This window comes from Streptomyces sp. NPDC053426, assembly GCF_055585405.1.
In genome coordinates this window covers 565,739-583,080 of sequence record NZ_JBVJKE010000002.1, presented here as the reverse complement: position 1 = coordinate 583,080, position 17,342 = coordinate 565,739, and the positions used below count along the sequence as shown (strand labels likewise).

The 17,342-nt window shown below is 72.1% G+C and carries 18 protein-coding genes and 1 pseudogene; 9 read left to right on the top strand and 10 right to left on the bottom strand.

All coding sequences use genetic code 11. The annotated features are described in order from the left end of the window. The first annotated feature begins 19 nt into the window (after positions 1 to 19). Both ACZ62B_RS06465 and ACZ62B_RS06460 read left to right on the top strand, forming a co-directional pair. The gene (locus tag ACZ62B_RS06465; RefSeq protein WP_468725210.1) at positions 20 to 1,297 is read left to right on the top strand and encodes a thymidine phosphorylase; all 1,278 of its coding nucleotides are present in this window, start codon (positions 20 to 22) and stop codon (positions 1,295 to 1,297) included. 94 nt (positions 1,298 to 1,391) lie between these two features. Continuing rightward, positions 1,392 to 1,976: a Uma2 family endonuclease gene (locus ACZ62B_RS06460; RefSeq protein WP_468725143.1), complete on the top strand. Its 585-nt coding sequence runs from the start codon at positions 1,392 to 1,394 to the stop codon at positions 1,974 to 1,976. Between the two features lies 1 nt (position 1,977). Here ACZ62B_RS06460 and ACZ62B_RS06455 read toward each other — a convergent pair. Beyond that, a pseudogene (locus ACZ62B_RS06455) lies at positions 1,978 to 2,145 on the bottom strand (AEC family transporter); the annotation flags it as partial. Between the two features lie 178 nt (positions 2,146 to 2,323). Between ACZ62B_RS06455 and ACZ62B_RS06450 the strand changes: the two are divergent. Continuing rightward, on the top strand, positions 2,324 to 2,719 hold the full coding sequence (locus ACZ62B_RS06450; RefSeq protein WP_344557541.1) for an STAS domain-containing protein: 396 nt from the start codon (positions 2,324 to 2,326) through the stop codon (positions 2,717 to 2,719). Here the strand turns inward: ACZ62B_RS06450 and ACZ62B_RS06445 are convergent. Further along, the gene (locus tag ACZ62B_RS06445; protein ID WP_469689362.1) at positions 2,603 to 3,619 is read right to left on the bottom strand and encodes a sigma-70 family RNA polymerase sigma factor; all 1,017 of its coding nucleotides are present in this window, start codon (positions 3,617 to 3,619) and stop codon (positions 2,603 to 2,605) included. The genes ACZ62B_RS06450 and ACZ62B_RS06445 overlap by 117 nt on opposite strands. A gap of 272 nt (positions 3,620 to 3,891) precedes the next feature. Beyond that, entirely contained in the window at positions 3,892 to 5,175 is a 1,284-nt protein-coding gene (locus ACZ62B_RS06440) for an MFS transporter (RefSeq protein ID WP_344557537.1), read from the bottom strand. Positions 5,176 to 5,238: 63 nt separating this feature from the next. Here ACZ62B_RS06440 and ACZ62B_RS06435 point away from each other — a divergent pair, with 63 nt between their 5' ends. After that, the gene (locus ACZ62B_RS06435; protein WP_344557524.1) at positions 5,239 to 6,201 is read left to right on the top strand and encodes a LysR family transcriptional regulator; all 963 of its coding nucleotides are present in this window, start codon (positions 5,239 to 5,241) and stop codon (positions 6,199 to 6,201) included. Positions 6,202 to 6,336: 135 nt separating this feature from the next. Here the strand turns inward: ACZ62B_RS06435 and ACZ62B_RS06430 are convergent, their stop codons facing one another. Further along, positions 6,337 to 7,098, bottom strand: a complete 762-nt coding sequence (locus ACZ62B_RS06430) for an alpha/beta hydrolase (RefSeq protein ID WP_344557522.1) — start codon at positions 7,096 to 7,098, stop codon at positions 6,337 to 6,339. A gap of 113 nt (positions 7,099 to 7,211) precedes the next feature. Between ACZ62B_RS06430 and ACZ62B_RS06425 the strand changes: the two genes are divergently transcribed. Both ACZ62B_RS06425 and ACZ62B_RS06420 read left to right on the top strand, forming a co-directional pair. Then, positions 7,212 to 8,369 carry an adenosine deaminase gene (locus tag ACZ62B_RS06425; protein ID WP_469689361.1) on the top strand — a complete coding sequence of 386 codons (1,158 nt, stop codon included), beginning with the start codon at positions 7,212 to 7,214 and terminating at the stop codon, positions 8,367 to 8,369. Between the two features lie 138 nt (positions 8,370 to 8,507). Then, the gene (locus tag ACZ62B_RS06420; RefSeq protein ID WP_344557519.1) at positions 8,508 to 8,855 is read left to right on the top strand and encodes an ATP-binding protein; all 348 of its coding nucleotides are present in this window, start codon (positions 8,508 to 8,510) and stop codon (positions 8,853 to 8,855) included. Positions 8,856 to 8,943: 88 nt separating this feature from the next. On the opposite strand, the gene ACZ62B_RS06415 is transcribed toward ACZ62B_RS06420, so the two are convergent. From ACZ62B_RS06415 to afsQ1, 5 genes are all read right to left on the bottom strand, one after another. After that, a complete protein-coding gene (locus tag ACZ62B_RS06415) occupies positions 8,944 to 9,144 on the bottom strand; it encodes a PspC domain-containing protein (RefSeq protein ID WP_344557518.1) in 201 nt (66 codons plus the stop codon). Positions 9,145 to 9,203: 59 nt separating this feature from the next. Beyond that, on the bottom strand, positions 9,204 to 9,785 hold the full coding sequence (locus ACZ62B_RS06410; RefSeq protein ID WP_344557516.1) for a VanZ family protein: 582 nt from the start codon (positions 9,783 to 9,785) through the stop codon (positions 9,204 to 9,206). Positions 9,786 to 9,868: 83 nt separating this feature from the next. Continuing rightward, entirely contained in the window at positions 9,869 to 10,489 is a 621-nt protein-coding gene (locus ACZ62B_RS06405) for a hypothetical protein (RefSeq protein ID WP_469689360.1), read from the bottom strand. Next, positions 10,489 to 12,087: an ATP-binding protein gene (locus tag ACZ62B_RS06400; RefSeq protein WP_469689359.1), complete on the bottom strand. Its 1,599-nt coding sequence runs from the start codon at positions 12,085 to 12,087 to the stop codon at positions 10,489 to 10,491. Before ACZ62B_RS06400 ends, ACZ62B_RS06405 begins: the two co-directional genes overlap by 1 nt. After that, positions 12,084 to 12,761, bottom strand: a complete 678-nt coding sequence (gene afsQ1 / locus ACZ62B_RS06395) for a two-component system response regulator AfsQ1 (protein WP_158075115.1) — start codon at positions 12,759 to 12,761, stop codon at positions 12,084 to 12,086. Before afsQ1 ends, ACZ62B_RS06400 begins: the two co-directional genes overlap by 4 nt. A gap of 243 nt (positions 12,762 to 13,004) precedes the next feature. On the opposite strand from afsQ1, the gene ACZ62B_RS06390 reads away from it, so the two are divergent. Next, a complete protein-coding gene (locus tag ACZ62B_RS06390) occupies positions 13,005 to 13,742 on the top strand; it encodes a SigE family RNA polymerase sigma factor (protein WP_344557502.1) in 738 nt (245 codons plus the stop codon). 286 nt (positions 13,743 to 14,028) lie between these two features. Here the strand turns inward: ACZ62B_RS06390 and ACZ62B_RS06385 are convergent, their stop codons facing one another. Continuing rightward, complete coding sequence (locus ACZ62B_RS06385) at positions 14,029 to 14,673, bottom strand: uridine kinase family protein (RefSeq protein ID WP_344557500.1); 645 nt, start codon at positions 14,671 to 14,673, stop codon at positions 14,029 to 14,031. A gap of 127 nt (positions 14,674 to 14,800) precedes the next feature. Here ACZ62B_RS06385 and ACZ62B_RS06380 point away from each other — a divergent pair, with 127 nt between their 5' ends. Then, positions 14,801 to 15,139: a hypothetical protein gene (locus ACZ62B_RS06380; RefSeq protein ID WP_344557498.1), complete on the top strand. Its 339-nt coding sequence runs from the start codon at positions 14,801 to 14,803 to the stop codon at positions 15,137 to 15,139. A 380-nt stretch (positions 15,140 to 15,519) separates the two neighbouring features. Next, positions 15,520 to 17,109: a hypothetical protein gene (locus ACZ62B_RS06375; protein ID WP_469689358.1), complete on the top strand. Its 1,590-nt coding sequence runs from the start codon at positions 15,520 to 15,522 to the stop codon at positions 17,107 to 17,109. Positions 17,110 to 17,342 lie beyond the last annotated feature (233 nt).

Sequence of the window (17,342 nt, the reverse complement as noted above, 5' to 3'; positions counted from 1 at the left end):
AGGAACGCCAGCCATGGCCATGGACGCCATCTCCGTCATCCGCACCAAGCGGGACCGCGGCGAACTCAGCGACGAGCAGATCGACTGGGTGATCGACGCGTACACCCGCGGGGAGGTGGCCGACGAGCAGATGTCGGCCCTCGCCATGGCGATCCTCCTCAACGGCATGAACCGGGGCGAGATCGCCCGCTGGACGGCCGCGATGATCGCCTCCGGCGAGCGCATGGACTTCTCCTCCCTGTCCCGCCCCACCGCCGACAAGCACTCCACCGGCGGCGTCGGCGACAAGATCACCCTCCCGCTGGCCCCCCTCGTCGCCGCCTGCGGCGCGGCCGTCCCCCAGCTCTCCGGCCGCGGCCTCGGCCACACCGGCGGCACGCTCGACAAGCTGGAGTCGATCCCCGGCTGGCGCGCGCTGCTCTCCAACGAGGAGATGCTGTCGGTGCTGGACGGCACCGGCGCGGTGATCTGCGCGGCGGGCGACGGACTGGCCCCGGCGGACAAGAAGCTGTACGCCCTCCGGGACGTCACGGGCACGGTCGAGGCGATCCCGCTCATCGCCTCCTCGATCATGTCGAAGAAGATCGCGGAGGGCACCGGCTCCCTGGTCCTGGACGTGAAGGTCGGCACCGGCGCCTTCATGAAGACGATCGACGACGCCCGCGAACTGGCCCGCACCATGGTCGGCCTGGGCACCGACTCCGGCGTGAGGACGGTCGCCCTCCTCACCGACATGTCCACCCCGCTCGGCCTGACCGCCGGCAACGCCCTCGAGGTCCGCGAGTCGGTCGAGGTCCTGGCGGGCGGCGGCCCGGCGGACGTCGTCGAGCTGACCCTCGCCCTGGCCCGCGAGATGCTGGACGCGGCGGGCCTGCGCGACGCCGACCCGGCGAAGGCCCTTGCCGACGGCTCCGCGATGGACGTCTGGCGCCGCATGATCGCGGCCCAGGGCGGCGACCCGGACGCGGAACTGCCGGTCGCCCGGGAACAGCACGTCGTCAAGGCCCCGTCCTCCGGCGTCCTGACCCGCCTCGACGCCTACGACATCGGCGTCGCCGCCTGGCGCCTCGGCGCGGGCCGTGCCCGCAAGGAGGACCCGGTCCAGGCGGGCGCGGGCGTCGAACTCCACGCCAGGCCCGGCGACCGGATCACCGAGGGCCAGCCCCTCCTGACCCTCCACACGGACACCCCGGACCGCTTCGACTACGCGCTCCAGGCTGTGGAGGGCTCGTACGACATCGCGGCCTCCGGCACGGACTTCGAGGCCACGCCGGTGGTGCTGGAACGTATCGCCTGACCAGCGGTTTCCCCGATCGGATGAACGGGACCGGTGGACCCCCACCGGTCCCGTTCGGCATGCTGTACTCGGTGACGCACCGAAGGAGACCGCCATGAGCGCACTCACCGTGAGCCAGGAGCCCGACCAGAACTGGGACGACCTCGTCCGGTTCTGGGAGGAGATGGAATGGCCCGAGGGCAGCAAGGTGGAGATCATCGAGGGGATCGTCACCGTGTCACCCGCTCCCGCATACCGTCACAACGTGATCGCGGCCCGCATCCAGCGTCGCCTCTACTCCGTGATCCCCGAGGACTGGGAGATCTTCCAGACCCTGGCCATCGCTGTGCCGTCACGTCTGGGCATGCTCGTCCCGGACCTCGTGGTCGCCCCGGTACGGGACCACACGGAATCGGACACCCACATTCCCGCCGCCCTCGCCGAGCTGGTCGTCGAGGTCACCTCGAAGTCCAACGCCCGCGACGACCGCGTCAGCAAGCCCGCCGCCTATGCCACCGCGGGCATCCCGCTGTACCTCCTCGTCGACCGCTGGGCCCCCGACGGTCCGACCGCGACGCTCTACGGCGAGCCGAAGGGGGACGTCTACCGCCCCTTGAGCACCGCGAAGTTCGGCGAGCCGATCAAGCTCCCCGCCCCCTTCGACCTCGTCATCGACACCAGCGAGTTCCCCGAGACCTGACTCACCCCGGCAACGCCGCGACCACCGGCACCGGCACGGACGGCACCGTCGACACCAGGATCGCCTCACGGGCCGGCTTCTCGCCCACACGGTAGCCGCGGGCGTAGGTGAAGAGGTTCCGGGCGGCCGGCAGGGCCGAGGTCACCACCACGTCCAGCAGATGCGCGCCGGGACATGACCGGTGCCGATCACCAGGGAACCGCCCAGCACCCCCTGCACGGCAGCTCCCCGCGGACGCGAAGGGCACCGGACACCGTGGACGGGGATGATCTGTGGCACATACAGCCGACCCTCCGGGCAGGGCCGCGCCCAGGTCGATGTGATCCTCACGGCGCCGGCCGCCCGCGATGAGTTACGCGCCGCCGCCCGGTCTACCGGTCGTGGATGCCATGACACCGCCCGTACTCGTGCTCAACGGCCCTCTCGTCCCGGACGAGGTGAGCGGACCCTGCGACGCGCTGCGGGAGCTGATGGACAGCGGCGGCGGTGGCTCGGGCCGGGTGGTCGTGTGCGACGTCGCCGGGCTGGGGCCGGCCGGTCTCGCCGCCGTGAACCTGCTGGCGCGGCTCCAGCTCACCGCCCGCCGGGCCGGGGGCCGGATACGGCTGCGCGACCCCTCCCCGGCGCTATGCGCCCTGCTCGACCTGGTCGGCCTCCGCTTCGAGACGGAGGGGCAGGTCGAACAGCGGGAACCACCGCTTGGTGTCGAGGAAGCAGTGGAACCCGGTGATCCGGCCGTCTGAGATCTCCAGCACCTGGACCGCCCACGGTGTGAAGCCGCCGGCCTCCGGGTCGGGCTTGTACTGCGCGAACCCCGGCAGCCCGTTGACCTCCACCGGTATCAGCCGCGAACCCGCGCAGGCGGCGCCCAGCGTCGTCATGAAGCCCGTGATGTCCTCGGTGCCGGTCAGCCACAGGTCGAACGGCGGCATCGTCATGACGGCGTCCTCGTGCAGCAGCGCGGTCAGCGCCGACATGTCGTACCCCTCGAACGCCGCGACATAGCGCTCGAGCAGCTTCTGCTGCTCCTCGTCCAGCGGGTCGGAGACCGACGCGTCGGAGCCCGGCTGCTGCCGCTCCGCGAGCGTGGCCCGGGCCCGCTGGAGCGCGCTGTTGACCGACGCGACCGACGTGCCCAGCAGCTCGGCGACCTCGCTCGCCTTCCAGGCCAGCACCTCGCGCAGGATCAGCACCGCCCGCTGCTTGGCCGGCAGCTGCTGCAGCGCGGCCATGAAGGCGAGCCGCACCGACTCCTTGGCGACCGCCGCCTCCGCCGGGTCGGCGGGGGCGGGCAGCACCCGGGAGTCGGGCATCGGCTCCAGCCACGTGCTGTCCGGGCGGGGGGACAGCGCCGCCTGCGCCAGCGGGGTGGACTCGGTCAGGTCCATCGGCCTCGCCCGCTTGTTGCCCGCCGTCAGCATGTCCAGACAGACGTTGGTCGCGATGCGGTACAGCCACGAGCGCAGGCTGGAGCGGCCCTCGAACGTGGCGAAGCTGCGCCAGGCGCGGATCATCGTGTCCTGCACCGCGTCCTCCGCCTCGAAGGAGGAGCCCAGCATCCGGTAGCAGTACCCGGTCAGTTCGACCCGGTACTGCTCCAGCCTGGCGTCCAGGCCGGTCGTCGTCGCGGTGCCGTTCGTCATTGTCCACTCACCCCATGCGGCCTCTCGTGGCGCACCATCGCACCCACCACTCCGGAAGCTACAACAGCCCACTGACAACGGCCCGCCGCGTGAACGAACGCGCAGGTCAAGGGTATTCCGCCCCCGCCGCCCCTTCCCGTCCCATCCCGGGGGCGCTGCCCCCGGACCCCCGCTCCTCAAACGCCGGAGGGGCTAAATGTCAGCCCCTCCGGCGTTTGAGGAGCGGGGTCTGGGGCGGAGCCCCAGGTTCGGGGCGGCGGGGGTGGGAAAAGTCAGGCCGGGCGGGCCACGGCCGCCCGCGCCGCCGCCCGCGTCCCGGCCAGGGTGATCGCCGCGACCCCGGCCACCGCGACCAGCCCGACCCCCACCGTCCCGCCCCAGCCCCCCGCGTGGAACGCGAGCGCCCCCACCGTGCTCCCCACGCTGGACCCGACGTAGTACGCGGACTGATACAGGGCCGACGCCTGCGCCCGCCCCACCGTCGCCGTCTTCCCGACCGCCGACGACGCCACCGCGTGCCCCGCGAAGAACCCCGCCGTGATCAGCACCAGCCCCAGCAGCACCACCGGCAACGACCCCGCCAGCGACAGCAGCAGCCCCGCCGCGGTCGTCCCGCCGCCCGCGTACAGCGCGCCCCGGCGGCCCAGCCGCCCCACCAGCCGCCCCGCCGCCGACGCCGAGACCGTGCCGACCAGGTACACCAGGAAGATCGAACCCACGATGCCCTGCGGCAGCGAGAACGGCGCCTCGGTCAGCCGGTAGCCGATCACCGTGTAGACACCGCCGAACACCGTCATGAACAGCGCACCGATCGCGTACAGCCGCCGCAGCAGCGGATCGGCGAGATGCCCCCGGACCGTGCGCACCAGCACACCCGGCCGCAGCGAGCCCGCCCGGAAGTGCCTCGGCGCCGGCAGCAGCAGCCGGAACGCCACCGCGCACGCCACCGCGACCACGCCGATCACCCCGACGGCGACCCGCCAGCCCCACTCCTGCGCCACCCAGCCGGTGATCACCCGGCCGCTCATCCCGCCGACACTGTTACCGGCGACGAACAGCCCGATCGCGGTCACCAGCGCCTTCGGCGTGACCTCCTCCGCGAGATACGCCGTCGCCGACGCCGGCAGCCCGGCCAGCGCCGCACCCTGCAGCGCCCGCAGCGCCACCAGCGCGCCCAGCGACGGCGCGAACGGCACCAGCAGCCCGAGGGTCACCGCGACGGCCAGGGACGCCGTCATGACCGTACGCCGTCCATAGCGCTCCGACAGCGCGCTCATCGGCAGCACGAACAGCGCCAGCCCACCGGTGGCCGCCGCCACCGTCCAGCTCGCGTCCCCCGCGCTCACCGCGAAGTCGCCGGAGATCAGCGGCAGCAGGGCCTGGGTGGAGTACAGCAGCGCGAAGGTCGCGACGCCCGCGAGGAACAGGGCGAGACTCATCCGGCGGTAACCGGGTCCGCCCGGAGACATCCGGGACTCGGAGACGGGCGGCTGGGCGGAGGGAACGGATGCGACGGCGCCCACACTGGTGGACGCCCCGGTACTGGCGGGAGTCATGCCTCGAAGCTACGTACGCCCCCGCTCATCCGTCCAATGCACGGAATCGCCATAATCGTTCCCATGGTGCATCAGCAGAGGTCACAGAGGAGACTGTCACAGACCAGTGACACACAAGACACGGACGACATGTCGAGGCTGCTCGCACCCCGCCTCGCCTACTTCGCCGGCGTCGCCCGCACCGAGCACGTCACCCGCGCCGCCCAGGAGATGCAGGTCCCGCAGTCCACCCTCTCCCGCGCGATGGTCCGCCTCGAACAGGACCTGGGCGTCGAACTGTTCGCCCGCCACGGCCGCACCGTCTCCCTCACCCCGGCCGGCCGCACCTTCCTCACCTCCGTCGAACGCGCCCTCGCCGAGATCGAGCGCGCCGCCGACGAGGTGCGCGCCGACGCCGACCCCGCCACCGGCAAGGTCGCCTTCGGTTTCCTGCACACCATGGGCGCCGAGACCGTGCCCGGCCTGCTGCACGCCTTCCGCGCCGACCATCCGCGCATCCGCTTCAGCCTGGTCCAGAACTACGGCGAGGCCATGCTGGAACGCCTCCGCGCGGGCGAACTCGACCTGTGCCTGACCTCCCCGGTGCCCGACGCCCCCGACCTGGTCGCCCGCCGCCTCGACGAGCAGAAGCTGCGCCTGGTCGTCCCCGCCGACCACCGCCTCGCCGGCCGCCGCCGCATCCGCCTGGCGGAGGCCGCCGACGAGACCTTCGTGACCCTGGAACCCGGCTACGGCCTCCGCCGCATCACCGACGACCTCTGCACTCAGGCCGGCTTCAAACCCCGCATCGCCTTCGAGGGCGAGGAAGCCGAAACCCTGCGCGGCCTGGTGGCGGCGGGTCTGGGCGTGGCCCTCCTGCCCCCACCGGCCTTCCCCCGCCCCGGAGTGGTCGAACTGACGGTCACGGCCCCCAGGGCGGCGAGGGAAATCGGCGTGGCCTGGCTCGCCGGCCACCCGGACACACCCCCCGTGGCAGCCTTCAAGAAGTTCCTGCTCTCCAAGAGGGGTACTTTGCTCCCCACGTGAAGAGGGGTGACTGACCGCCGACGCAAGGGCAACGTACTCAGGGGCGCGGGGCCGTATCGATATGCGGCTCCGCCGCGTGGGCGAGACCAGCCGCAGACAACCCGCACAGGCCGGACGACAGTCACCCCATCCGCGCTACCGCCGCAAAGACTTCCCGAACCCGACGGCAAGCGGCATCCGCAACCCCAACGGCGGAGGCGCGGCCAAAGCATCCTGCACGGGCCGCGAGAACGCCCGTCCGAACAACACCCCCATCACGAAGTCCTCGGACAGCGCCAGCACTTCGTCCCGGTACTGACTCAACCCGTGCCCGTCCGAATGGACTTCGAACCGGCACACCTCCCGGTTCGCCTTCTTCGCCCGCGCCGCCAGCCGGAACGACAGCTCGGGATCGCTGCGCGCGTCGTTCGTGCCGTGCACGATCAGCACCCGCCGGCCGGCGAGCTGTTTCACCGGTTCGGGTGGCGCCGCCACGTCCTCCTCGGGCAGCCAGGGTGCCAGCGCCAGCACGGAGTTGACGGCCTCGTGGCCCCCCGCGCGGAGCGCGGCCCTGCCGCCCATGCCGAGTCCGGCGAGGCAGACGGGGACGTCCCCGTAGCGCCGTACGGCCTCGTCGGCGGCCCACGCGGCGTCGCGCGCGAGATGCGCCTCGCTGCCGTTCCAGCCCCGGTAGCGGTAGTGGACGACATGGGCGGCGAGGCCCTCGTCGCGGCCCGCGCGGGTGAGACGGCGCCCCAGAGCGCGTACGGAGGCGGCCGCCAGCACTGCGGACGGTCTGCGGCCGGACACCTCCTCGCCGCCGGGGAGCAGCAGCACCACTCCGCCCACCGCCGTCGGCTCCGGGCCGAGCGCCCTCCCCAGCCGGGCCGTGCGAACCGGCATCGCTTCCTGTGCCATGACAGAACATTCTCAGAAGTGCGGGTGTACTCCACCCGGCCGTGCGATCACTGTTACGTATCGGCGTTTTCACCCACCCGGTGATCTACGCGCGTAGGAGTTAGAGTGCGGAAATGACGAGCCAGACCATCGCGAACACCCCGACCACGGAGCAGATCCGCCGGGCGCCCAAGGTTCTGCTGCACGACCACCTCGACGGCGGGCTGCGCCCCGGCACCGTCGTGGACCTGGCCCGCGAGAGCGGGTACCACCGGCTTCCCGAGACCGATCCCGACAAGCTCGGCCTGTGGTTCAGGGAGGCCGCCGACTCCGGCTCCCTGGAGCGGTACCTGGAGACGTTCTCGCACACCGTCGGCGTCATGCAGACCCGTGACGCCCTCGTCCGGGTCGCCGCCGAGTGCGCCGAGGACCTCGCCGAGGACGGTGTCGTCTACGCCGAGGTGCGCTACGCGCCCGAGCAGCACCTCGAAGGCGGACTGACCCTCGAAGAGGTCGTCGAGGCCGTCAACGAGGGCTTCCGGGAGGGCGAGCGGCGTGCGCGGGAGAGCGGCCGGCGCATCCGGGTCGGCGCCCTGCTCACCGCGATGCGGCACGCCGCCCGCGCCCTGGAGATCGCCGAACTCGCCAACCGCTACCGGGACCTGGGCGTCGTCGGCTTCGACATCGCGGGCGCCGAGGCCGGCTACCCGCCCACCCGGCACCTCGACGCCTTCGAGTACCTGAAGCGGGAGAACAACCACTTCACCATCCACGCCGGCGAGGCGTTCGGGCTGCCGTCCATCTGGCAGGCCCTCCAGTGGTGCGGCGCCGACCGGCTCGGGCACGGGGTGCGCATCATCGACGACATCCAGATCCGCGGCGACGGCACGGTCGAACTCGGCCGGCTGGCCTCCTACGTCCGCGACAAGCGCATCCCGCTGGAGCTGTGCCCCAGCTCCAACCTCCAGACCGGGGCCGCCGCCTCGTACGCCGAGCACCCCATCGGCCTGCTGCGCCGGCTGCACTTCCGGGCCACGGTGAACACCGACAACCGTCTGATGTCCCACACCACCATGAGCCGGGAATTCGAGCACCTGGTCGAGGCATTCGGTTACACGCTCGACGACATGCAGTGGTTCTCCGTCAATGCGATGAAGTCGGCTTTCATTCCTTTCGATGAACGACTGGCCATGATCAATGACGTCGTCAAGCCCGGATACGCCGAGCTGAAGTCCGAATGGCTGTTCCGTCAGACGGCCTCCACCAGCGGTTCTCCGGAAAAGGAAAACTGAGGGCGGCGTCCGCGGGAAACGTGAACGCCGTCGACGTTCACCATTCGTCCGCATTTCGATGTTTGCGGCGGGAGGGGCCCCGTGTTTACGGTCTCAGCACCGCTCACTCCCCGTATCCCATTTCGAGGACGCATTTACATGAAGCAGTCTGCTGCCAAGACCCTCGGTGTCGCCGTGCTGGGTGCCGCCTTCGCCGCCGCCGGTGCCGGCGCCGCCAACGCGGCCCCGGCCGTCCCGGACGCCGCCCCGGCGCTGGACACCGTCAACCGGGCCGTACCGGCGGAGAAGCTGTCCACCGCGCTGCCCGGCTCGGACCGGGCGCTGGCGACCGGCCAGGAGCTGGCCGGCACCGGCACGGCGACCGCGCAGCCGGTCGCCCAGCGGGTGGGCCCCGAGACCGCGGTCTCCGGCCTCCTCGGCGGCATGCCGCTGCGGAACCTGCCCACCAACGGCGTCACCCTCAACGGGATGCCGATCGGCGCCTGACCCCGCCAGGCGGAAACGCACCGATGGGGCGCGACCCGGAACCGGGTCGCGCCCCATCGGCGTACTCGCGGGAGACGGTGCCGCGGAGCTACCAGGCCGCCCGGGCCTTGTCCTCCGACGGCAACAGGATCCACAGCGCCACGTACAGCAGGAACTGCGGGCCCGGAAGCAGGCACGACAACAGGAAGATCACCCGCATCGTGGTCGCGGAGGTGCCGAAGCGCCGGGCCAGCGCGGCGCACACTCCGCCGATCATGCGGTCGTTGGTGGGGCGGGCGAGGCGGCTCATCGCGGCTCCTTCGTGAGTGGTGCGAGGCCTCCCGACCGGCTGCCTCCGTGCACTCCACGTTACGGAGACGAAGGGGGCAAAGCGTCACTCCATGGGGCGATCCCGACCCTGGGAATCGTCGGGGTCCTACCCTGAGCCGGCTCCTCCGGGAGGAGGGCCGTGACGGAGCGCCGTAGCGTCCGGCGGCGCAGCCAGGCGCGGCCCGCCGGCACCACCGCCGCATGCGCGAGTGCCGCGCCCGCCGTGTTCAGCAGCAGCGAGTCGACGTCCACGACCTGGCCCGGCACCGCCGTCTGCAGCATCTCGATGGCCAGCGACACCAGCGCGGTCGCCGCCATGGCGCGGATCAGCGAACCCAGCCGCGAGACGGCCAGCCGGCCCCCGGCCATCGGCAGCAGCACACCCAGCGGCGCGAGCAGCGCCAGCCCCTCGCAGATCCGGCGGACCCCCGTCGCCCAGCCCAGTGCGAAGTCGCCCCGGATGCCGTCCAGCGGCCGCAGATTGGCGGGCATCACCCAGGGGACGTCCAGGGGGCGCAGCGTGTACCAGGCGACGAACGCGAGATACGCGCCCAGGAGGAGACCCCCTGTCACACGGATACGGGTCGCGGCGGAGCCGCCGATGAGGCCTTGACGCTGCACGACCCCCTAGACGCGGCCTTCGGCACGATCGGTTCCGGGATGTCACCCGTTCACCGGATGAGGCGTGCGCCACAGCCGCGCGCTCACCCGCCGGTGGCCTCCGAGGACGGCGGTTCCTCCTCGTCCGGACGGGACCGGACCTCGTCCGTGCACTCGTAGCGGCGCGGCCGGGCGTCGTCGGGGCCGCCCAGGATCACCGAGCCGTCGCCCTCGGCCGCCGCCGAGTCGGAGAAGGTGCACACGATCTGCGCGAGCCCGGCGGAGGTGAGGTCCGCGGGCGCGGTGCTCAGCCGCAGCGTGTCCTCGGGATCGCCGGAGCGCGGACCGCTCACGGTCATCCCGCGCCGTACCCGCGTGCTGTACCCGGCCCGCTGCTCGGCGGCCGACGGCTCCCGCGACAACTCGTCCAGCAGCCCCTGCGCCACCAGCACGCGCCGCGAGTCCGCCGCCCCGTCCGGCACCCGCACCGTCCGGTCGACGGCCACCAGCGACGACCCGCACAGCAGGAACACCTGTACCGGCAGCCCCCGCTCCGCCCGCGTCGACGCCTCCGGCTCGGCCGGCGAGCAGCGCACCCGCGACGGCGCGGGACCGAAGTCGGTCGGCACCTCCGTGGCCCGTATCCCGCACCCGGCGAGCAGCACCGCGAGCGCCCCCGCCGCGAGCAGTCCCCGCGTACGCCGCGGGGCGGTCCGTACGTTCATCAGGCGTCCCCCTCGGCGACCTCGTCCTCGACGTCGCCGTCCTTCTCCGCGGGGCTCTGCGCGGACACGTCCCGCGGCAGCCGCAGGGTGAACACGGCACCCCCCTCGGGAGAGTTGGCCGCGGTGATCTCGCCACCGTGGATGTGGGCGTTCTCCAGCGCGATGGACAGACCCAGGCCGCTTCCCTCGGAACGCGGCCGCGAGGCGCTCGCCTTGTAGAAGCGGTCGAAGACGTGCGGCAGGACCTCCTCCGGGATGCCGGGACCGTGGTCCCGCACCTCGATGACCACCGCGCCCCCGTCCCCGGCGCCCTCCGCGCCGTCCTCCCGTACCGAGACCCGCACCGGCGACCCGCCGTGCTTGAGCGCGTTCCCGATCAGGTTCGCCAGGATCACGTCCAGCCGGCGCGGGTCGATCCGGGCGTGGATGCCGCGCTCGGCGTCCAGGTCGACCGCGTCCAGCCAGGCACGCGCGTCGATGCAGGCGGTGATCTGGTCGGACATGTCGACGTCGTCGAGGACCAGCCGGGCGGTGCCCGCGTCGAAGCGGGTCACCTCCATCAGGTTCTCCACCAGGTCGTTCAGCCGCCGGGTCTCGCTCACCACCAGCCGTACCGCGGGCTCGATCATCGGGTCGATGCCGCCGCCCTCGGAGTCCAGCTCCTCCTCCAGGACCTCCGTCACCGCCGTGATCGCGGTCAGCGGCGTACGCAGCTCATGGCTCATGTCCGCCACGAACCGCCGGGACGCCTCGTCGCGCCCCGCCATGTCCGCCACCCGCTTCTCCAGCGCCTCGGCCGCCTTGTTGAACGTCCGGGAGAGATCCGCCAGTTCATCGGTGCCCGACACCCTGAGCCGGGTGTCCAGCTTCCCCTCGCCGAGCCGTCGCGCGGCGACGCCGAGCCGCTGCACCGGCTTCAGCACCGTCGTGGCCGCCGCGTGCGCGAGCAGCGCGGAACCTATCAGCGCCAGCCCCGTGGCGATCCCCAGCGACCAGGCCAGCGAGTTGAGGTCCTTCGCCTCCGGCTCCAGCGACTTCAGCATGTAGCCGGTCGGCCCACCGCCGATCACCCGCGTCCCCGCCACCAGGTACGGGGTGTCGCCGTCGACGATCCGCTGCCAGTACAGGTGGTGCGGGTACTTGTTGTTCGACGTGACCTCCTGCCGCTCGGTCACCGCCTCGCGCAGCGAGACCGGCACGTCCTGCAGCGAGAAGCCGTTCAGCCCGCCCGAACTGCCGTACACGGTCCGCCCGTCGGGGTTCTCGGCGACCAGCAGCACGGTGAAGCGCTGGCTGCTGTTCGCCATCTGCCCGGCGGTGTGCTGCAGTTCGTCCTGCGTCGGACGCTCGGGCAGCGAGCCCGCCCGGTTGCGCATCTCCTGCTCGAAGTCGCGCAGCACCGCGTCCTGGGTACGGGTCAGCACCGACTCGCGGTTCAGCCAGTACGCGATGCCGGACGCGGACACCGCGGCGGTGAGCGCGACCAGCCCGAACACCACGACCAGCCGCAGCCGCAGGCTGGTGAACCGCAGCCGTGACCAGACTCCCTTGCGCGCCGCGGACCAGCCGCGGGTCTCTCCGTCGTGCTCCTGTGTCACTGAGGCGGATCCAGCCGGTAGCCGACACCGCGCACGGTACGGATCAGGGTCGGGGACGACGGCACGTCCTCGACCTTGGCGCGCAGCCGCTGGACGCAGGCGTCCACCAGACGCGAGTCGCCCAGGTAGTCGTGCTCCCACACCAGCCGCAGCAACTGCTGCCGGGACAGCGCCTGTCCCGGCCGCCGGCTCAGCTCGAGGAGCAGCCGCAGCTCGGTCGGCGTGAGCTGGAGGTCCTCGCCGTTCTTCGTCACCGTCATCGCCGAACGGTCGATGACCAGACTGCCGAAGGTCGCCGAGTCGGTGGACTCCCGCTCCCCGCGCCGCAGCACCGCCCGGATCCGGGCGTCCAGCACCCGGCCCTGGACCGGTTTGACGACGTAGTCGTCGGCGCCGGACTCCAGCCCGACCACCACGTCGATGTCGTCGTTGCGCGCGGTCAGCAGGATGATCGGCAACTGGTCCGTGCGCCGGATGCGCCGGCACACCTCGAACCCGTCGATGCCGGGCAGCATCACATCCAGCACGATCAGATCCGGCCGCTGCTCACGCAGCAGCTTCAGACCGTCCTCACCGCTGGCAGCGGTCGCCACCCGGTGACCCTGGCGCGTCAGTGAGAGCTCCAGGGCCGTACGGATGGCGTCGTCGTCCTCGATCAGCAACAGGGAAGGCACGGGCTCATTCTGGCCCATGGAGGGCCCCCTGTTCGACCCGTGGACGGCAGATGCCCATTGAGCCCGCATACGTGCCGCTACGTGCACGGACACCTGTGAAGGATCTGTGGGCCCACCGTGACCGACCTCTGTGACACGCCTGTGACAGTCGGCTGACACGGCCATGAAGGTCCCCGGGCAAGCTTTTCGGCACAAGCACAACAGCAGGACAGAACACCGGAAGTCCACGACGGGGGGCGCGAGATGAACACGCTGCACGGCACCAGCACCAGCGCAGTGATCACGCGTCTGCACGACGTGCACCGGGGTTCCGAGAAGTCCGGTGCGGCGGGCATGCGGGGGTGCGCCCGCGGCACCGGGCGTCAGCACACCACGATCATGACGGTGGTTGACGCGTCCACGGGGGACACGAACGGGGGGAACGCGTACAGGGAGGGCTCGGGGGAGCGCCGCTCGCTGTCGGAGGCGGAGTTCACCGCCTACGTCCGGGAGCGCCGCGCCTCCCTGTACGCCACCGCCTACCACCTGACCGGCGACCGCTTCGAGGCCGAGGACCTGCTGCAGAGCGCGCTGTTCTCGACCTACCGGGCGTGGGACCGGATCAGCGACAAGGCGGCGGTCGGCGGATACCTCCGCCGCACCATGACCAACCTGCACATCAGCGCGTGGCGCCGCCGCAAGCTGAACGAGTACCCGACCGAGGAACTGCCGGAGACGGCCGGTGACACGGACGCGATGCGCGGCACCGAGCTGCGCGCCGTGCTGTGGCAGGCGCTGGCCCGGCTGCCCGAGCTCCAGCGCACCATGCTGGTCCTGCGCTACTACGAGGGCCGCACGGACCCGGAGATCGCGGACATCCTCGGCATCAGTGTCGGCACGGTGAAGTCCAGCATCTGGCGGTCGCTCCGCCGGCTGCGAGAGGACGAGGTCCTCAGCTTCGGCCGTGACGAGGAGGACGCCTTCGGGGAGCTTGTCGCCTGAGGGTCACGGGGGGAGCGCGGGGACGCCGGGGGGCGTCGCCGTGACAAATGGGGGAGCGCGGGGGCGTCGGGGGACGTCGCCGTGACGAGCGGGGGACCGGAGGGGGAAGCACGAGGGGGGTCACGGGGGACCTCCGCGGATCCGGGGGGATCACGGGGGAACAAGAGGGATCCGGGGGGATCACGGGGGAGTGCGAAACAGCGGGACTGGAGGGCCGGGGGGCCCGCCCAGTCCCGCCTTTCGTATGTGCCCGTGTGCCCGTGTGCCCCGTGGCGCGGGCGCCCCGCTAGGCCGGCGTGCTCGTCCCCGTCGCCGTACGCCCGGCGACCGCCGCCCTCGCGAGACGGCCCAGCGCCTCGTCCCGGTCGCAGGCGTACGCGCCCAGCGCCGTCTGACGGGCCACGATCGACCGCTCCAGCCGCATCAGCCGCCAGCCGCGGCGCAGCAGGAACGGCACCGACTTGCGGCCCTCCTTCAGATCCCGCAGGAACCGCCGCCGGAACGTCCGCACCGGGCCCCGGCTCAGACACAGCGCGTCGGCCAGCAGCCCGAGTTCGCGGCAGCGCTCGACGATCTCCGCGGCGAAGATGCCCTCGGCGATGAACAGCGGCGTCCCGCCGATGTCGACGGTCTCCTCACCGGTGCGGGCGCTCAGCGAGATGTCGTAGACGGGAACCGGCGTACGACGCGTGCGGCACAGCCGCTCGATCGCGGCGACGGCGGTGTCCGCGTCCCAGGAGCCCGGGTGGTCCCAGTCGATGTCCGTGCTGCCCGCCACGAGGGGGAGGGTCGGGTCGCCGGCCTCCTTGTAGAAGTCGTCGAGGCGCAGCACGGGAAGGCCGGAACGGGCCGCGATGAGGGACTTGCCGGAACCGGAGGGGCCGCAGAGCAGCACGACTCGCGCGGACACGGGCGACTGGGAGGAGCTCACGGGACACCAGTTTGAGGCATCGCCCGGGCGGTGTACGCCCCGCGGTACGGCTTTGAAGCGCGCGTCACACCTCCACTACGCTGCGCGGCGACCCGATCACCCAGTGAAGGCGGCAGGTGGCAGAGCGATGGCCCGACACAAGGCACCCAGGACGCCGACCGTCCGACGCACCCTGGCCGTTCTCGCGACCGCCTCGGTGGCGCTCGGGACCGGCGCGGCGACGGCGGCGGCCGCGGACTCCGACTCGCTCCTCGACGACACCGGCCAGGCCGTGGGCACGGTCGCGGACCTCAAGCCCAACCCGCTCGCCGGCACGGGCGTCGACCCGCTCGACAACGGCGTCGGCACCCAGGTCGCCGACTTCCGGGCGGTGGACTCGCGGGAGGTGACGGGGCCGGTCGCCCAGGCGCGGTCGGTGGGCGGCATCCCGGTGGCGGGGCAGGCGACGGACGCGCTGAGGGGCTGAGTACCGGCCGGGGCGGGGCGCGTTCTCCACGAGGTGGAGGGCAGCCCTTGTCCCGGAACGGGGCTCGGCACGTCACCAGGGCCCGTTCTGCGTAACCACCCTCCAGGGAACCGCCCTTGACGCAGCCGACGAAGGGCTGCCGGGCCGCCCCGTCCAGCACCGTCACGGGGCCGGTCGGGTTCTCGCCGTCGCGGACAGGGACCATGCCGGGGAGGTCGTCGCGGACTTCGGCGCGGACGCCGTCGCCACGCCCCGGCCTCCGTCTCTCCCGCGACGCCGTTCCAGGCCATCCCCCGAAGAGTTCTTCCGCGGTACCCCTTCCGTTGACCGTGCCCGGCTACCTTTTCCCCGCCCCGTCCGGCCGCAGGAGAGGTACGTCCATGAGCACCCCGGCCCGCCGCACCTCGACACGTCAGTCCGCGGCCGTCCTGACGTCGGCCCGGCAGCGGCAGGAAGGGAGCCGGGCCGGGAGTCCGTCCCGGAACCCGGTGGGGCAGGCCCTCCTCCAGATGCAGTCCAGCGCCGGCAACCGGGCCACGGCCGCGGCGGTGCAGCGTGCCAGGAGCGCGGACAAGGGGAGGGCGCAGGAGAACGGTGACGCGTCCGCCGGAGCGAAGAAGAGCTATCGCGACCGGATCGCCGGGCTCCTGGACAGGTTCAAGAAGAATCTCGAGCCCATCGACACCTTCATCAAGGGAGTCCAGACCCCCGTCAACGCGGGCTTCACCCAGCAGGCCGCCGCCGCGGCCAACGAGGGCCTCAAGCACTCCGCCGCCGCCTCGGGGACCTCCGCCGCCTCGGGGAACCTCCTCACGGAGGCCGCCGGCACCGTGGTCAGCGGCATGGACGCGTACAAGAACATGAAGGACGCCAAGACGCACGAGACCGGGGCCAAGCACCACACGGCGCAGAAGAAGGCCAGGACCAAGGGGACCGACGCGGTCATCGGCGCCGCCGGTTCGGGAAGCTACAGCGCCGCCATCGCCAAGGAGGTGACCAAGATCCAGAAGGCGGCGGACGCCGCGGTGGCGTCCGAGGCGAGCGGTATCGCCAGCGCTTCCGTCGGCGCGATCAAGGGCGTGCGGGCGGCCTTCCGCGTCGGGGGAGCGGCCCGCAAGTACAAGAGGGTGAAGGAGCTCGGAGACCCCCACCTCGTTCGGCCGGCCGCGCTGACCCGGCTGAACGAGTCGTACGAGCAGGCCGAATGGGCCGCGGCGGAGGCGTACGTCGCGCTGGACGCCTACTGGGACCACGAGGGCGAGGAACGGCTGGAGCTCGTTTCCGAGGCCATCGACGCCGCCTGGGAGGCGATGAGGGAGGTCCGTGACACCGCCGAGGCCATCCAGCGCACGGAGAGGAAGTGGGAGGGGGAGGCGGACCGGCTGGCCAGGGCGCAGGAGTACGCGAAGAAGAAGCAGCTCACCAAGATCGGCAAAGAGGCGATCGGCGGCGCGGTGGGCGAATCCACCAAGGCCGCGGCCGGCGTCGTGACGGCGGTCGCGGCGGGAACGGCCGGGCTGGCGAGCAACCCGGTCGGATGGGGTCTCGCCGGGGCCGGCGCCAGCCTCGTCCTCGGCGTCACCCTGTACAAGGCGCTCCGCGCCGCCACGAAGCGCTACGAGGAGAAACGCCACCCCGAACGCTGGGCACCGGAGGGCGAGACCCCGGAGAATGCCGCGTCCCGCGGTGACTCGCTGAAGCACGCCCTGACGTTCTGGAAGAAGGTGTCGAAGGGCGAACGCCAGGCCATGGCGCGCGAGATCTACGCCCTGGCGGCGGGCCCCGGCATCCCCGGCAGCGGCGACACGACGCCCGAGATGAGGGAGTCCGCGAGGGCCCTCCTCATCGCTCTCAAGGCGGGCCCCACCGACCACGAGCTGGATCCTGAACCGTGGGCGCAGACCCTCGACGACCCGACGAAGACCGCGGGCTGGATCAGTGAGATAGCGGAACAGCTGGCCTCGGGGTGACGGGGGAGGCGGGGAGCGGGACGGTTCACCGCGCGGGCGGCTGTCGTGTGCCTTCCGGTGGACGGGTACGCCGTCCGTGCGGGGCCGGGTCCAGGTCCCGACGGCCTGTGTCAGGTGGTGCGAGGGGAGCCCGCACCGCTTCTCCGGCCCGGACCTCGGGGCTGCAGCGCGCCCGGCGTCGAAGGCGGCTCCGAAACCCGAGCTGACCACGGACGCCGTGCCGCACCCGGTCG

Bases quoted from the DNA above. Each gene is read 5' to 3' on its own strand.
- ACZ62B_RS06375 (WP_469689358.1), top strand. From the start codon at position 15,520: ATGAGCACCCCGGCCCGCCGCACCTCGACACGTCAGTCCGCGGCCGTC.
- ACZ62B_RS06415 (WP_344557518.1), bottom strand. From the start codon at position 9,144: ATGAGCCGCCTCGCCCGCCCCACCAACGACCGCATGATCGGCGGAGTG.
- ACZ62B_RS06425 (WP_469689361.1), top strand. From the start codon at position 7,212: ATGACGAGCCAGACCATCGCGAACACCCCGACCACGGAGCAGATCCGC.
- ACZ62B_RS06465 (WP_468725210.1), top strand. From the start codon at position 20: ATGGACGCCATCTCCGTCATCCGCACCAAGCGGGACCGCGGCGAACTC.
- ACZ62B_RS06390 (WP_344557502.1), top strand. From the start codon at position 13,005: ATGAACACGCTGCACGGCACCAGCACCAGCGCAGTGATCACGCGTCTG.
- ACZ62B_RS06460 (WP_468725143.1), top strand. From the start codon at position 1,392: ATGAGCGCACTCACCGTGAGCCAGGAGCCCGACCAGAACTGGGACGAC.
- ACZ62B_RS06430 (WP_344557522.1), bottom strand. From the start codon at position 7,098: ATGGCACAGGAAGCGATGCCGGTTCGCACGGCCCGGCTGGGGAGGGCG.
- ACZ62B_RS06450 (WP_344557541.1), top strand. From the start codon at position 2,324: ATGAGTTACGCGCCGCCGCCCGGTCTACCGGTCGTGGATGCCATGACA.
- ACZ62B_RS06405 (WP_469689360.1), bottom strand. From the start codon at position 10,489: ATGAACGTACGGACCGCCCCGCGGCGTACGCGGGGACTGCTCGCGGCG.
- ACZ62B_RS06435 (WP_344557524.1), top strand. From the start codon at position 5,239: ATGGTGCATCAGCAGAGGTCACAGAGGAGACTGTCACAGACCAGTGAC.
- ACZ62B_RS06445 (WP_469689362.1), bottom strand. From the start codon at position 3,619: ATGACGAACGGCACCGCGACGACGACCGGCCTGGACGCCAGGCTGGAG.
- ACZ62B_RS06380 (WP_344557498.1), top strand. From the start codon at position 14,801: ATGGCCCGACACAAGGCACCCAGGACGCCGACCGTCCGACGCACCCTG.
- ACZ62B_RS06420 (WP_344557519.1), top strand. From the start codon at position 8,508: ATGAAGCAGTCTGCTGCCAAGACCCTCGGTGTCGCCGTGCTGGGTGCC.
- ACZ62B_RS06440 (WP_344557537.1), bottom strand. From the start codon at position 5,175: ATGACTCCCGCCAGTACCGGGGCGTCCACCAGTGTGGGCGCCGTCGCA.